Below are 15,016 nucleotides of genomic sequence, written 5' to 3'. Positions count from 1 at the left end.
GGGGCCACCGGACCGGGGCAGGCGCTCCCGGTGCCCGGTGGATCAGCCGGCCGCCAGCTCGGCGAACCAGCGGCGACCGGCCGGATAGACCTCGCGGACCGTCAGCCCGGCCGTCGCGGCCACCTCGGGCACCGCCCGGGTGTCCAGCCGGGCCCAGTGGAAGCTCGGCCCACGGCGCCGGCCGGACACCACCCGCGCCTGCCCCCGCCAGGCGCCGCTGCCCGGCGGGTCCAGCTCGACCAGGACGCTGCCGCCGGGCCGCAGCAGCGCCCGGCACCGGCGCAGCAGCGCCGCCGGATCACCGCCGATGCCGATGTTGCCGTCGAGCAGCACCGCGTGCCGCCACCGGCCCTCCGCCGGCAGCGGGTCGAACAGGTCGGCCTGGACGGCGACCGCGCCGCGCGCCCGGGTCAGCGCGACCGCCCGCGCCGACACGTCCACCCCGACCGTGGTCACCCCGGCCCGGGTGAGCGCCTGGGCGAGCCGGCCCGGACCGCAGCCCAGGTCGAGGGTGGGGCCGGCGCAGCGGGCGACCACGGCGAGGATCGCCGCCTCGGCCGCACCGTGCCACCGCTCCACCGGCAGCCGGCTGCGCGTCCCGTCCGCGTGCACCAGCCAGTGCGTGCCCCGCGGGCGCAGCGCGGTGGCGAAGCCGTCCCCGGTCACCGGGAGTCCCCGAGCGCCAGGGCGCGGTGCAGCGCGGCGACCTCCCCGGCGAACCGGCCGCCGGGCACCAGGCCGGCCACGGCCAGCGCGTCGGCCCAGCCGTCGACGTCCCGCAGCACCGGCAGCGGCGCCACCCGCAGGCCCCGCCCGGCCAGCGCCGCCCCGGTGAGTCGCCCGGTGCCGGCAGTGGACATCGGCACGCCGCGCAGCGCCGCCGCGTGCCGCGGGTCGCGCAGGCCCAGCGCCCACCAGCCGCCGTCCGCGGCACCGCCCAGCACCGCGTCGGTCCCCGCGACGGCCAGCCGGCGGACCGCCTCGGCCAGGTCCGACGGGGTCACCTGGGGAGTGTCCATGCCGATCTGGAGCACCGGCCGGCCCGGATACGCCGCCGCCACGTCGGCGTGCGCGTGCGCCAGCCGGGTGGCGAGGTCCGGGCCCCGCTGCGGCAGGACCGGCCAGCCGGCGACCGCGGCGGCCAACTGTTCGCCGTCCGCCGCCTCGGCGAGCCGGCCGGCCAGCGCGAGCACCGGCGTGACCCCCGGGGTGGCGGCCACCGCGTCGACGGTGTCGCGCAGGGCCGCCGCCGCGATCCGGGCCGCCCGGGCGGGGGTGGCCGGCGGGCAGAGCCGGGTCTTGACCGCCCCGGCCACCGGGGCCTTCGCCACCACCAGCAGGATCGTCACCGCCGGCCGTCCACGGTGCGCAGCACGGTGACGAAGTCCCGGGTGGCGCGGAGCGTGCCGCGTACCGAGCCGGAGACCTTGGACCGGGTGCCGGCCGCCCGCGGGGCGTAGGCGACGTCACGCTCGTGGATCCGCCAGCCGGCCGCCGCGGCGCGGATCATCAGCTCCAGCGGGTAGCCGAAGGCCCGGTCGGTGACCCCGAGCCCGAGCAGCGCCTCCCGCCGGGCCACCCGGATCGGGCTGAGGTCGCGCAGCGGCACCCCGCGCTGGCGCAGCAGCGCGGCGACCAGCGCGGTGCCGGCCCGGGCGTGCCACGGCCACACCCCGGCCCGGACCGGGCGCCGCCGCCCCACCGCCAGGTCCGCCGTGCCGGCCGCCACCGGGGCGACCAGGGCGGGCAGCTCGGCGGGGTCGAACGAGCCGTCGGCGTCGAGGACGCAGACCAGCTCGGTCTCGGCGTGTTCCAGTCCGGTGTGCACCGCCGCGCCGTAGCCGCGCCGGGGCTCGCGGACCACCCGGGCGCCGTGCCGGGCCGCCACCTCCGGCGAGCCGTCCCGCGAACCGTTGTCCACCACGATCGCCCGGTAGCCGGGCGGCAGCGCCGTCAGCACGCCCGGCAGGGCGGCGGCCTCGTCCAGGCACGGCAGCACCACGTCGATCTCAGTCGGCATGCCGCCGACGCTAGGCCGCCGGGCGGCCCCGTACGCCGCGATCGTCCTTACCGAACCCTTACCGGACGGGCGATTCTTACCGTCCGGTGACGGGCCGGCCGTTCGGCGGACGGGACGACCGGATCCGCCGTACCGTCCGGTCGTCATGAGACCCGCACCGACCCTGGCCGGCCGGCCGGCCGTGGACCGCACCCCGCGGCGGCGCCCGGCCGACCTGCTCGTGCTCGCCGTCGAGGCGGCGCTGCTCGCCGCCGCGGTGCTGGCCGGCCTGGTGCTCAACCGGCGCGGCGTGGGGCTGCACGCGGACGCGGCCCCGCTGTACGCCACCTGGCACCCGCACGTCGGCTGGGGCACGCCGCTCGCGCTGCTGGTCGCCGGGGTCGTGCTCGGGCCGGGCCTGCGCTGGGCCCGGACCGCCCGGTGGGGGCCGCTGCTGGCCGCCGGCTGGCTCGCGGCGGTCGCCTGGACGCTCGCCCTGGCCCTGGTGGACGGCTGGTCGGTGGGGCTGACCCGGCGGCTCACCCCGCAGGCCGAGTACCTGCACGAGGTGCCCGGCGTGGCGGACATCCCCCGGATGCTGGCCGGCTTCACCGACCGGATCCTCGACTTCCAGCCCGACTCCTGGTCGACGCACACCGCCGGCCACCCGCCGGGCGCGCTGCTGGTCTTCGTCTGGCTGGACCGGGTCGGCCTGGGCGGCGGCACCGCGGCGGCGCTGTGCTGCGTGCTGGTCGGGGCGACCGCCGTGGTCTCGGTCCCGGTCACCCTGCGGGCGCTGGGCGCCGCCGACGCGGCCCGGGCGGTGCTGCCCTTCCTGGTGCTGCTGCCGGGCGCGGTCTGGCTCGGCGCCTCCGGCGACGCCGTCTTCACCGGCGTGGTCGCCGCCGGGCTCGCCCTGCTGGCGGTCCGGGGCCCGGTCGCCGCGCTGGCCGGCGGACTGCTGCTCGGCTTCGCGCTGTACCTGTCGTACGGCTTCGTGCTGGTCGGCGCGCTGGCGGCGGTCGTGCTCGCGCTGCGCCGGGACCGCCGGCCGGCCGCGCTGCTGGCCGCCGCGGCCGGGGTCGCCGCCGTGACCGCCGCGTTCGTCCTGGCCGGCTTCCGCTGGTGGGAGGGGTACGACCGGGTCGTCGAGCGCTACTACCAGGGCTGGGCGGCCGAGCGTCCCTACGGGTACTGGGTCTGGGCGAACCTGGCCGCGCTGCTGCTCTCCGCCGGTCCGGTGCTCGGCCCCGCGCTGCGCCGCACGGCGTTGGCGGCCCGCGCGCGGTGGCGGGCGGGCCGGGCGGGGACGTGGCGGCTGCGGGCGGTGGGACCGACGGTGCTGCTGCCGGCCGGCGCGGCGCTGGCCGTGCTCGCGGCCGACCTGTCCGGGATGAGCAAGGCCGAGGTGGAACGGATCTGGCTGCCCTTCGTGGTGTGGCTGCTGGTCGCCACCGCCCACCTGCCGGCCCCCGCCCGTCGCTGGTGGCTCGCCGGCCAGGCGCTCACCGCCCTCGCCGTCAACCACCTTCTGCTCACCGTCTCCTGACCGCCCCGGACACGTCTCCGCGACGCCGGCAGCATCGGGCCGCGCGGCCGGCCCCGGGCCGCCTCCGCGATGCCGGCCGCGTCGGGTCGCGCGGCCGGTTCCGGACCGTCCCCGCGATGCCGGCCGCGTCGGGTTGCGCGGCCCGGCGTCGCGATCGAGGGAGGACGCGGGGGAGGGGCTAGGCGGGGAGGGCCGCGGGCTCGCGCAGCGGGTCGGTGGCGAAGGCGGTCACCCCGTCCACGAAGCCCACCTCGGCGGTGAAGCCGAGCAGCTCCCGGGCCCGGCGCGGGTCGGCCACCACGTGCCGCACGTCGGCCGCCCGCGCGCCGCCGACCACCTCCGGCTCGGGGCCGCCCATGGCCCGGGCCAGCGCCACCGCCAGGTCGCCGACCGTGTGCGGCTCGCCGGAGCAGACGTTCACCGCCACCAGGCCGTCCGGCGTGGGCGCGGTGAGCGCCCGCAGGTTGGCCCGGGCCACGTCGGTGACGTGCACGAAGTCGCGGCGCTGCCGGCCGTCCTCGTAGACCAGCGGCGCCCGCCCGCCGGCCAGCGCCGAGCGGAACAGCGAGGCCACCCCGGCGTACGGGGTGTCGCGCGGCATCCGCGGCCCGTAGACGTTGTGGTAGCGCAGCGCCCACACCCCGCCCCCGGTCTGCCGGGCCCAGGCGGCGGCGTAGTGCTCCTGGGCGAGCTTGCTGGCCGCGTACGTGCTGCGCGGCTCGAGCGGGGCGTCCTCGGGAACCAGGGCCGGGGCGAGGGTGCCGCCGCACGCCGGGCAGGTCGGGTCGTACCGGCCGGCGGCCAGATCGGCGGGGCGGCGCGGCGCGGGCCGGACCACCCCGTGCCGCCGGCAGGTGTAGCGCCCCTCGCCGTAGACCACCATCGAGCTGGCCAGCACCAGCCGGGACACCCCGGCCCGGTGCATCGCGGCGAGCAGCACCGCGGTGCCGTGGTCGTTGTGGCCGGCGTAGTCCGGGGCGTCCGACGGGTCCAGCCCGTGCCCCACCATCGCCGCCTGGTGGCAGACCGCGTCCACCCCGGACAGCAGCCGGTCCAGCAGCCCGGCGTCGCGCACGTCGCCGATCACCGGGTCGTGCCGCCGGGACCACTCCGGCAGGGTGCCGCCGTGCGCCTGGGGCAGCAGGGCGTCCAGGCACACCGGCTGGTGCCCCTCGGCGACCAGCAGGTCGGCGATCTGCGATCCGATGAAGCCGGCCGCGCCGGTGACCAGTACCCGCATGCGACCCACGCTAGGGCACCCGGGCGGCCCGGGCCGGCCGGGTCGCGGTGGACGTCAGCGGTCGGTAAGAGTCCGGCGGCACCGCCGCCGCCAGCCGGGTGCCCCGGCGGGCGGGCCGGGCGGGCGCCCGCCGAGCGGTAAGCGTTCGGTAATGCGGCAAACCGGACCGACCGGCGGGTCCGCCGTCTAGCGTCTGGCTCGGAACCCGGACCGCGCCCGCAGGAGGAGACGTGCCCGCCAGCCCACCGCCGCCGGACGACGCACCGGCCGCCGCCCCGGCGGCGCTGTGGCGCCGGCTGGCCCGGCACCGGCCGCCGGTGGTCGACACCCTCGACCGCGCCTGGCGCAGCCCGGTGCGCGGGCCCTGGCTGACCTCCGTGCTCGGCGCCGTGCTGCTGGCCACCCTGCCGCTGGTGATCGTCACCGGCCTGCTCGACTGGATCGCCTACGCGCCCCGGTTCGACCAGGCCTTCCCCGGGAACGTGGGCTGGCTGCACCCGCCGGTCTTCGCCTGGCCCACCCGGCCCGCCTGGCTGTTCCGGGTCACCCAGGGCCTGCACGTGACGCTCGGCATCGTGCTGGTGCCGGTGGTGCTGGGCAAGCTCTGGTCGGTGGTGCCGAAGCTCTTCGACTGGCCGCCCGCCCGCTCGGCCGCGCAACTGCTGGAGCGGCTGTCGCTGCTGCTGCTGGTCGGCGGCATCCTCTTCCAGACGGCCACCGGCCTGCTCAACATCCAGTACGCGTACCTGTTCGGCTTCGACTTCTACACCGCGCACTGGTACGGCGCCTGGATCTTCACGGCCGCCCTGGTGACGCACGTGGCGATCAAACTGCCCCGGATGCTCACCGCGCTGCGCGGGCCGAACCTCGGGCGTACCCCGCTGGACCGCACCGGGCCGGAGCCGGCGGACCCGGACGGTCTGGTGGCCCGGCGGCCCGGCCCGGCCACGATGAGCCGGCGCGGGGTGCTGGCCCTGGTCGGCGGCGGCTCGCTGCTGCTCGCCGCGCTGACCGTCGGGCAGAGCGTCGACGCGCTGCGCCGCACCGCGCTGCTGCTGCCCCGCGGCCGGCCGGCCGGCGCCGGCCCCACCGGCTTCCCGGTCAACCGCAGCGTCGCCGCGGCCGGCGTCACGCCGGAGCAGACCGGGCCGGCCTGGCGGCTCACCCTGCGCGCCGGGGACCGCACCGCCATCCTGGACCGGGCCCGGCTGCTCGCCCTGGCGCAGCACACCGCCACCCTGCCGATCGCCTGCGTGGAGGGGTGGTCCACGTCGCAGACCTGGAGCGGGGTCCGGTTGCGGGACCTCGCCGCCCTGGTCGGCGCGACCGACCCGGGCTCGGCGCGGGTGCGCTCGCTGGAGCGGACCGGCCAGTTCCGCCAGGCGAGGCTGCAGGGCAACCAGGTCACCGATCCCGACGCGCTGCTCGCCCTGCGGGTCAACGGCGTCGACCTCAGCCCGGACCACGGCTACCCGGCCCGGATCATCGTGCCCGCACTGCCCGGGGTGCACTGCACCAAGTGGGTAGAGGAGATCGTCTTCGATGGCTGAGTTCCGGCGGGCGTACGGCGCCGCGCCCTGGCACCTGGCGCTGCTGGCCGGCTGCTTCGCGGTCACCGGCTGGATCGCGCTGCGGCTGGCCGGTGAGGCGTCGGCCGGCCGGATGCTGCTCTGGTTCGTCGGCGCGGCCGTCGCGCACGACCTGGTCCTCTTCCCGGCGTACGCCTCGGTCGACCGGGTGCTGCGGGCCACCCTGGGCCGACGGGGGACGCCGTCGTTGTTGAACCACGTCCGGGTCCCGGCGCTCGGCGCCGGCCTGCTGTTCCTGGTCTACCTGCCCGGGATCCTCGGGCTCGGCGACGGCACCTACCGGGCGGCGACCGGCCTGGCGCCCCGGGTGATGCTCGGCCGGTGGCTGGCGGTCAGCGGGGTGCTCTTCGCCGCCAGCGCGCTGCTGTATGCGGTCCGCCGGCTGGCCGGGCGGCCGCGCTGAGCCGGGTGGTCGCGCTGAGCCGGGCCGGACCCGTCAGGGCTGCCGGCAGTCCTCGGTGTCCTCGGGCCCCATCCAGCATTCGGTGTGTGCGCCGGCCGTGCCGGTGACCCGGAAGGGGCGGCCCGCGTCGTCGATCGTGACGGTGCCGAGGCGGCCCTGCGACGCCCAGTCCACCTCGACCTTCCAGTAGCAGTCGCAGTGGACGGTGTAGCCGATGACGAGGAACGTCTCGGCATCGGACACCGAGACCCGGTAGGGGAAGCGGATCTCTTTCCGTTCGTGTTCGGGGACGCCACCCTCGCCGTCCTCGAACATGCCGGCCGTGAGCACCGGCGGCTCCTCGTCCAGGTCCGCGTTGACCCATCGGTAGGCGCTGGGGCCACCGCCACCCGGGGCGAAGAACACCCCCCGCACCGGCGGGCGTCGCGCGAGCACGCGCACCCGCAGGTCGGTGAGGGTCACCTGCGCCTCGCTGGTCCCCTGGACGGTGAAGTAGACCGCTGCTCCGGAGGCCGGCACGCCGGCCGCCTTCCGGGCCCAGGACGACCAGTCCTCCGCCCAACTCGGCCGGGCCGGGACGGTCGCCAACGGCGCGTCGACCACCCAGCCGAGGTTCGAGTCGTGGCTGGTGCGGACGGCGACGGTGAACGGCAGCCCGTGCGACTCCGGCGGCTGCGGCGCGAGGCCCCAGGCGAGGAGCCACGCGGTCAGGACCGCCGTCACGACGGCTGCGGCGACGCCGGCGAACCAGCGGCCGGCGGGCGGGCCGGCCGGTGCCAGGCGGCGCAGCAGCGCCCTCAACCGGCCCGGCAGGCGCGGCCCAAGCCCGTGCCCCGGGTCCGGCGCCGGCCCGGACGGGTCGCCGGGCGCGGCGGGCTCGGCAGGCTCGGCCGCACCGGCGGAGGGGTCGCGCGTCTCCGGCACCGGGCCACCTCCCCTTCACCGGCTACCGACCGTGTCAGTGCACACGACCCTCGGCGACAGTGCAAGAGCCGGTGCGGGCGCCGGAATCCGGGCCCGGTCGTCGTGACCCGGACCGCCCGTGCGCCAACCAGGACGGTCAGGAAACCACCAGCAGGGCGGCGACCGTGGCCGCGGTGGCCAGGGCGGCGAGCGCGGCGCTGGTGGCGACGAACCGGCCCAGCGGCACCGCCACCCCGGCGGCCCGGCAGCGCTCGTACCAGATCAGGGTGGCCAGCGACGCCCACGGGGTGGCCAGCGGGCCGACGTTGGTGCCGACCAGCAGGGCCAGCAGTTGGGTGTGGTGGTCGACGGCGATCACCGCCTCCCCGGCCAGGTACGCGGGCAGGTTGTTGACCACGTTGGCGGAGAGCGCGCCGACGGCGCCCGCGCGCAGCGCGCCCTCGGCGCCCGGGTCCCCACCGATCAGCGTGCCCATCACCGTGTCCAGCCCGAACCGGCCGATGGTCTGCACCACCAGGAAGAGCCCGGTCACGAAGACCAGCAGCCGCCACGGCACCAGCGCGAACCGCAGGCTGCCCCGGGCGCGCACCGCGAACCCGGCGACCAGGATCGCGGCGGCCACCCCGGAGGCGACGCCGATCTCGACCCCGACCAGGATCCCGGCCACGAAGAGCAGACAGGCCAGGATCGCGGTGCGGTACAGGACCCGGTCGGGCGGCACGTGCGGCGGCGGGGGCACAAAGGGGTCGGCACCGGCCCGGGCCGGCCGCCAGTACCACCACCACAGCAGCACCATGGTGATCACGATGGCCACCAGTTGCGGCGCCCACATCCGGGCCGCCCACGGCACCGGCTCCAACGCGATCCGGTCGCTGGCCAGGATGTTGGTCAGGTTGGACACCGGCAGCAGCAGGCTCGCCGTGTTCGCCAGCCAGACCGTGGTCATCGCCAGCGGCGTCGGTGGCACGCCGAGCTTGCGGGCCAGGGCGATCATCACCGGGGTGAGCAGCACGGCGGTGGTGTCCAGGTTGAGCGCGATGGTGGTCACCGAGGCGAACCCGACGCAGAGCCAGAACAGCGCCCGGTAACTGCCCCGCGCGGTGATCGCCACCCGCGCGGCGAGGGCGTCGAAGACCCCGGCCACCGCGGTCAGTTCGGCCAGCACCACGACCGTGCCGAGGAAGACCAGGATGGGCCCGATCCGGCGGAGGGTGGCCTCGGCGTCGGCCCGGGGGAGCAGGCCGGTGAGGACACAGGCCACGCCGACCACCGCGAGCCCGATCGCGATCCAGTCCAGCACGTGCAGCCGGCCCCAACGCGATCGGTCCGGTACGGCGGACGGCGGCTCGCCGACGGTCTTCACGACGCATGATCCTCGCACACCACCGCGCGGCCGGACGCGCCCGACGCGGCTGCCGAGGGTGGCCACCGATTGACCGTCGGTGGTGATAATGACCACGTGGCTGTAGGCGCACACCCCACCCGGTCCGACCGCCCCATCGACTTCTTCATCAGCTACTCGCCGGCCGACGAACGCTGGGCCACCTGGCTCGCCTGGGAGTTCGAGGCCGCCGGGTACCGCACCCTGTTGCAGGCGTGGGACTTCGTGGCCGGCACCAACTTCATCGACTTCATGGACCGCGGGGTCCGCGAGGCCGAGGTGGTGGTGGCGGTGCTCTCCGAACGCTACCTGCACTCCACCTACGGCAAGCTGGAGTGGCAGGCCGCGCTGCGCGCCGACCCGGACGGCACCGGCAACAAGCTGGTCACCGTCCGGGTGGAGGACTGCCCGATCGACGGGCTGCTGGCCACCATCACCTACGTCGACCTGGTCGGCGTCACCGACCCGACGCAGGCCCGGGGCCGGGTGCTCGACCGGATCCGGGAGGCCCTCGACGGCCGGGCCAAGCCGATGCGGCAGCCGGCGTTCCCGCACCACCCCGCCGACCCGGCCGGGGTGCTCGCGGCACCGGCCGCCGGCCCGCCGGCGCCCCGGCGTGCCCGGCGTACGCCGATCAACCCGCCGCCGTTCCCGCCCGCCGCGACCACCGCGCCGGTGTCCCGCGGCACGCTGACCGTGCTCCAGGTGGCCGGGCCGCGCTTCGGCCGCGGCATGATCGCCCCCGGCGCCCCGGTCACTCCCGGCGAGCTCCAGGAACACCTGATGGGCGACCTCACCCTGCTGATGAACGACGGGGTGCCCCGCCCGGACCTGCTCGTGGTGTCCGGCAACCTGACCGAGTCGGGCAGCCCGCGGGAGTTCTCTGACGCGCTGACCTTCCTCACCGGCCTGCGGGTGCTGCTCGGGCTGGAACCGCACCGGCTGGTCGTGGTGCCGGGTCCACGCGACGTCACGATGGCCGCCAGCCGGGCGTACTTCGCCACCTGCGAGGCCGACGACGTCGACCCGCAGCCGCCGTACTGGCCGAAGTGGCGGCACTACGCCCGGCTCTTCGACGAGCTGTACCAGGGCCTGGAGGACCGGATCTTCGACAGCGAGCAGCCGTGGACGCTGTTCCCCGTGCCGGACCTGCGGGTGGTGGTGGCCGGGCTGAACTCCACCATCGCGCTCACCCACCGCGAGGAGGACCGGTACGGCTTCCTCGGCGAGGCCCAGTCCACCTGGTTCGCCCAGCGGCTGCGTCACTACCAGCAGTCCGGCTGGCTGCGGCTGGGCGCCATGGCGCACGCGCCCGGCCCGCGCACCCCGTACGCCGACGAGGTGGCCATCCCCGACGGGGCGACCCTGCGCGACCGCAGCGGGTTCCACCGCCTGGTCGGGCCGATGCTCAACCTGCTGCTCTGCGACGCCGCGCCCGGCGCCCGGGTCGACTCGGCGGTGCCGCTGGCCACCACCTCCCGCGACGGCCGTGCCCAGCTGCTCCGGCTGGCCGCCGACGGGATGACCCGCTGGGTGCTCGGCCGCGACGACCGGCACGACGTCGGTGAGCCGGCGGCGCTGCGCTGGCCCGGGACGGAGGCGACCTTCGGGGCGGCCGGCCCGGCCCAGGTGCCCGATCCACGGCTGCCCACCGTCGAGGAGGGGCCGACCCAGGGCGCGGCGGCCGATCCGCCGGCGGCCGTCCCGGCCGGCGCGCCACCGGCGCCGCTGGACCGCCTGCTCGACCGGCTCGCCGAGGTGTGCGAGGCCCGCCACGACCGGGTGCTGGTGCGCCGGGTGCCGGCCGAGCCGCCGCACCTGTTCGTCACGTACCGGGCCGACGGGGTGGTCCGCCAGCAGCGGGTCGGCGGGCACGTGGGCACCCCGACCGCCGCCGACGTCGACCACTTCGCCCGGCGGGTGCACGCCACCGACCCGGACATCCCCTCCGAGCTGGTCTACGACGGCGACCGGGTGCCGCGCGGGCTGGCCGAGGAGGCGCAGCGGCGCGGCATCCGGGTGCTGCACCTGACCGAGTTCCAGGGCCTGCTGGACCTGCGCGACTACGTGGCCGCACAGACCGCCCGACTGCAGGCCGACCGCCTCTACCCGCCCGGCCAGTACGTGCCGCAGCGCTACCGGCACCTGGTCGGCGCCGACCAGCGGGTCCGCGAGGACGTGGTGGACGAGCTGCTGGAGACCATCTCCGCGCCGGACGGCCGGTTCGTGCTGGTGCTCGGCGACTTCGGCCGGGGCAAGACGTTCGCGTTGCGGGAGGTGGCCCGCCGGCTGCCCACCGCCGCCCCGGACCTGATCCCGATCCTGGTGGAGCTGCGCGCCCTGGACAAGGCGCACTCGGTCGACGGGCTGGTGGCCGCGCACCTGGCCAACCACGGCGAGCAGGTGATCGACCTCAAGGCGTTCCGCTACATGCTGCGGCAGGGGCGCATCGTGCTGCTCTTCGACGGCTTCGACGAGCTGGTGGCCCGGGTCACCTACGACCGGGCGGCCGACCACCTGGAGACGCTGCTGCAGGCGGCCGAGGGGAACGCCAAGATCGTGGTGAGCAGCCGGACCCAGCACTTCAAGACCAACTCGCAGGTGCTCACCGCGCTCGGCGAGCGGGTCGGGCTGCTGCCGCATCGCCGGGTGCTGGCCATCGAGGACTTCACCCCCGGCCAGATCGAGTCCTTCCTGCGCAACCGGTACGGCGGTGACGAGCGGGCCGCCCGGGACCGGATGGACCTGCTGGCCGGCGTGAAGGACCTGCTCGGGCTCTCCCGCAACCCGCGGATGCTCGGCTTCATCGCCAACCTCGACGAGGGGCGGCTGGCCGCCGTGGCGGGCGCCGGCGGCACGTTCAGCGCCGCCGCGCTGTACCGGGAGATCCTGGAGTCCTGGCTGGACTTCGAGGAGCGGCGTACCCAGGGGATCCCGGGCGCGCCGGTGAGCCTGCGCCGCCCCGAGCTGTGGCACGCGGTCGGCCGGCTGGCCTTCCAGCTCTGGGAGACCGGCGAGTCGTACCTGCGCCTGGCCGAGCTGGCCGAGACCACCGGCCAGCTCGCCGGGCTGGCCGACTCCCGGCTGTCCGGCCCGCAGGCGGCGCACGCCGTGGGCGCCGGCAGCCTGCTGGTACGCACCGACGACGGCCTGTTCGGGTTCATCCACACCTCGGTGATGGAGTGGCTGGTCGCCGAGGGCATCGCCGCCCAGCTCAACCGCGGCGAGGAGCCGGCGGCGCTGGCCGTGCGGCCGCTGTCGGCGCTGACCGTGGAGTTCCTCGGCGACCTCGCCGACCCGGCCCGCTGCACGGCGTGGACCGCCCGGGTGCTCGGCGACGAGAGCGCCGGGGAGACGGTACGGGCCAACGCGTTGCGGCTCAGCGCCCGGCTGCGGCTGCCCGACCGGGCCGACCTGCGCGGCGCGGTGCTGCGTGGCGAGGATCTGTCGCACCGGGAGCTGGCCGGCGCCGACCTGACCGGCGCCGACCTCACCGACACCCGGCTGATCGCCACCAACCTGGCCGACGCCCGGTTGGCGCACGCCCGGCTGCGCGGCGCCCGCCTGGACCAGGCCCGCCTGGCCGGGGCGGATCTGCGCGGCGCCGAGCTGGGCGGGGCCCGGCTGTTCCGGGTCGACCTGCGCGGCGTCCAGCTCTCCGGCAGCAGTTGGCACCGGAGCGCCCTGATCGACGTGAGCGCCGATCCGGCGCTGCTGCGCGCGCCGGAACTGCGCGGCGCGGTGGTCGCCCCGGGCCGCCCGGTGGCGCCCGGCCTCGCCCCGCCCGCGGTGGGCGTCTCGTACGGCTTCGAGGTGGGCCGGCTGCCGGTGCCCGCGGCGTACAGCCCGGACGGGTCGGTGCTCGCCGTGGGCAGCGACGACGGTGGCGTGCTGATCTGCGACACCGCGACCGGCCTGCCGGTGCGTACCCTCCAGGGGCACCGCGGCCGGGTCTACGCGGTGCGTTTCGACGCCGCCTCGCACCAGCTGGTCACCGGCGCGGCGGATCTCACCGTCCGGCTCTGGGACGCCGACCACGGCGACGTGCGGCACGTCATCGAGGACGTCTTCGCCGGCTGGGTGTGGCCGCTGCTCACCGACGGCGCGCGGGGCCGGCTGGTGGTCGGCGACGCGGCCGGTGTGGTCCGGCTCTACGACACCCGCACGGCGCGGCTGCGCCACGAGTGGCCCGGCCACGCCGCGCCGATCTGGGGCACGTCGTTCAGCCCCGACGGCCGCCGGCTGGTGGTGGTGGACAGCGCCGGCGTGGTCCGCGGCTGGGACGTCGCCACGGGCCGGCCGGTCTTCGAGGTACGCGAGCCGGAGGTGGTCTACCGGGTGGTGCACACCCCGGACGGCCGGCACTTCGTCGCGGTGGGCCAGCACGGCCGGGTCTGGATCCGCCGGGCCGCCGACGGGGCGCTGCTGCGCCAGGCGCGCGGCCACGAGGCCGACGTGTACGCCCTCGACGTGCACCCGGACGGGACGATGCTGGCCACCGGCGACACCCACGGCGCCCTGCGGCTCTGGGAGGTGGAGACGGGCCGGCCGCTGCGGGTGCTGGGGCGGCAGCGCGGGGCGATCTACAGTGTCCGGTTCAACGCCGCCGGCAGCCTGCTCGCCAGCGCGGCCAGTGACGGCGCCATCCAGCTCTGGGACACCGCCGACGGTCAGCTCCGGCACGAGCTGACCCGGCATCGCGGCTCGGTCTGGCCGGTGGTCTGGCGGCCCGACCAGGCCCAGGTGGCCACCAGCAGCAACGACGGCACCACCCGGTTGTGGGACGTACGGACCGGTCAGCTCCAGCACACCCTGCGCGGGCACGGGCGGCGGATCACCGCGCTCTCCTTCCGCGACGACGGGGAGGTCCTCGCCGCGTGCGGCAACGACGGCGTGGTGCGGCTCTGGGAGCCGCGCACCGGCCGGCTGGTCCGCCAGCTCGCGAGCCCGGCCGACCGGCTGCTCTCGGCGGTCTTCTGCCCGGGTGAGGCGCTGGTCGCCGCGCCCAGCGGCGACGGCGGGGTGCACCTGTGGAACACCGACACCGGCACCGACGAACGCGAGCTCAACGTGGACACCGACCACGTCTGGGCGGCCGCGTTCAGTCCGGACGGGGACGCGCTGGCGACCGCCAACGACGACGACACCGTCCAACTCTGGTACCGGCGCACCGGCCGGCACTTCGCCACCCTCGCCCCGCACGAGGGTCGGGTGCGGGCGGTGGCCTTCAGCCCGGACGGCGAAACCATCGCCACCGGCTGCGACGACCGGCTGGTCCGGCTCTGGGACGCGGCGACCGCCTCCTGCCGGCTCACCCTGCCCCGGCACACCGACCGGGTGTACGCGGTCAGCTTCAATGCCGATGGGTCGCTGCTCGCCAGCGCCAGCAACGACGGCACCGCGGTGATCTGGGACGCGCACACCGGCGAGCCGCGTACGGTGCTCACCGAGCACGCCGGCCGGCTCTGGTCCTGCGCGTTCAGCGGAAACGGGGCGCTGCTCGCCACCGCCGGCGACGACCTGGTCATCCGGCTCTGGGATCCGGGCACCGGCCGGCTGCACGGCACCCTGTCCGCGCACACCCGGCGGGTCTGGTCGGTGGCGTTCAGCCCGGACGGCAGCCTGCTGGCCAGCGCCGGCGACGACGGCACCGTCCGGCTCTGGGACGTCGCCGACCCGGAGCAGGCGCAGCTGCGGGCCACCCTGATCGGCCTGCCCGAGGGCTGGGCCGCGGTCAGCCCGGACGGCCGGTACAAGCTGGACGGTGATCCGGGCGGCCAGTTCTGGCACGTGATCGGCACCTGCCGGTTCGAGGTGGGGGAGCTGGACCCCTACCTGACCCAGGTGCGCCGGCTCGCCGTCGACGCCCCGTTCTGACCCGCGCGTCATCCGCCCGGCGGCCGTCGCTGTCCGGGGGCCGGCGGCTGCCCG

At 76.8% G+C, this 15,016-nt stretch carries 10 protein-coding genes; 4 read left to right on the top strand and 6 right to left on the bottom strand.

The window, feature by feature from the left end; all coding sequences use genetic code 11:
- Positions 1 to 42: 42 nt before the first annotated feature.
- Genes ACIBPB_RS29970 through ACIBPB_RS29960 form a run of 3 tightly spaced genes read right to left on the bottom strand, consistent with a single transcriptional unit; the run spans position 43 to position 2,020 of the window.
- Positions 43 to 666, bottom strand: coding sequence for a class I SAM-dependent methyltransferase (locus ACIBPB_RS29970; RefSeq protein ID WP_357329801.1), 624 nt, complete (start codon positions 664 to 666; stop codon positions 43 to 45).
- On the bottom strand, positions 663 to 1,349 hold the full coding sequence (locus ACIBPB_RS29965; protein WP_396842796.1) for a DUF2064 domain-containing protein: 687 nt from the start codon (positions 1,347 to 1,349) through the stop codon (positions 663 to 665). The genes ACIBPB_RS29970 and ACIBPB_RS29965 overlap by 4 nt, the downstream gene beginning before the upstream one ends.
- A complete protein-coding gene (locus ACIBPB_RS29960) occupies positions 1,346 to 2,020 on the bottom strand; it encodes a glycosyltransferase family 2 protein (protein ID WP_357329796.1) in 675 nt (224 codons plus the stop codon). The genes ACIBPB_RS29965 and ACIBPB_RS29960 overlap by 4 nt, the downstream gene beginning before the upstream one ends.
- A 145-nt stretch (positions 2,021 to 2,165) precedes the next feature.
- On the opposite strand from ACIBPB_RS29960, the gene ACIBPB_RS29955 reads away from it, so the two are divergent.
- On the top strand, positions 2,166 to 3,548 hold the full coding sequence (locus tag ACIBPB_RS29955) for a hypothetical protein (protein WP_396842794.1): 1,383 nt from the start codon (positions 2,166 to 2,168) through the stop codon (positions 3,546 to 3,548).
- Between the two features lie 178 nt (positions 3,549 to 3,726).
- Here the strand turns inward: ACIBPB_RS29955 and ACIBPB_RS29950 are convergent, their stop codons facing one another.
- The gene (locus ACIBPB_RS29950; RefSeq protein WP_396842793.1) at positions 3,727 to 4,788 is read right to left on the bottom strand and encodes an NAD-dependent epimerase/dehydratase family protein; all 1,062 of its coding nucleotides are present in this window, start codon (positions 4,786 to 4,788) and stop codon (positions 3,727 to 3,729) included.
- A 230-nt stretch (positions 4,789 to 5,018) separates the two neighbouring features.
- On the opposite strand from ACIBPB_RS29950, the gene ACIBPB_RS29945 reads away from it, so the two are divergent.
- On the top strand, positions 5,019 to 6,338 hold the full coding sequence (locus ACIBPB_RS29945; RefSeq protein WP_396842792.1) for a molybdopterin-dependent oxidoreductase: 1,320 nt from the start codon (positions 5,019 to 5,021) through the stop codon (positions 6,336 to 6,338).
- Complete coding sequence (locus ACIBPB_RS29940) at positions 6,331 to 6,780, top strand: hypothetical protein (RefSeq protein WP_396842791.1); 450 nt, start codon at positions 6,331 to 6,333, stop codon at positions 6,778 to 6,780. Before ACIBPB_RS29945 ends, ACIBPB_RS29940 begins: the two co-directional genes overlap by 8 nt.
- A gap of 33 nt (positions 6,781 to 6,813) precedes the next feature.
- On the opposite strand, the gene ACIBPB_RS29935 is transcribed toward ACIBPB_RS29940, so the two are convergent.
- Both ACIBPB_RS29935 and ACIBPB_RS29930 read right to left on the bottom strand, forming a co-directional pair.
- Positions 6,814 to 7,704: a hypothetical protein gene (locus ACIBPB_RS29935; protein WP_396842790.1), complete on the bottom strand. Its 891-nt coding sequence runs from the start codon at positions 7,702 to 7,704 to the stop codon at positions 6,814 to 6,816.
- 136 nt (positions 7,705 to 7,840) lie between these two features.
- Positions 7,841 to 9,067 (bottom strand): SLC13 family permease, encoded by a 1,227-nt coding sequence (locus ACIBPB_RS29930; protein WP_396842788.1) that lies wholly within the window; start codon positions 9,065 to 9,067, stop codon positions 7,841 to 7,843.
- A 96-nt stretch (positions 9,068 to 9,163) separates the two neighbouring features.
- Here ACIBPB_RS29930 and ACIBPB_RS29925 point away from each other — a divergent pair, with 96 nt between their 5' ends.
- Positions 9,164 to 14,962, top strand: coding sequence for a TIR domain-containing protein (locus tag ACIBPB_RS29925; protein ID WP_396842786.1), 5,799 nt, complete (start codon positions 9,164 to 9,166; stop codon positions 14,960 to 14,962).
- The last annotated feature ends 54 nt before the right edge of the window (positions 14,963 to 15,016 follow it).

Source organism: Micromonospora sp. NPDC049836 (genome assembly GCF_044465125.1).
Classification (GTDB): Bacteria; Actinomycetota; Actinomycetes; order Mycobacteriales; family Micromonosporaceae; genus Micromonospora.
This window is presented reverse-complemented; position numbering and strand designations above follow the sequence as displayed.

Coding starts and splice junctions, on each gene's coding strand:
- ACIBPB_RS29960 (WP_357329796.1), bottom strand. CDS start 2,020: ATGCCGACTGAGATCGACGTGGTGCTGCCGTGCCTGGACGAGGCCGCC.
- ACIBPB_RS29955 (WP_396842794.1), top strand. CDS start 2,166: ATGAGACCCGCACCGACCCTGGCCGGCCGGCCGGCCGTGGACCGCACC.
- ACIBPB_RS29950 (WP_396842793.1), bottom strand. CDS start 4,788: ATGCGGGTACTGGTCACCGGCGCGGCCGGCTTCATCGGATCGCAGATC.
- ACIBPB_RS29940 (WP_396842791.1), top strand. CDS start 6,331: ATGGCTGAGTTCCGGCGGGCGTACGGCGCCGCGCCCTGGCACCTGGCG.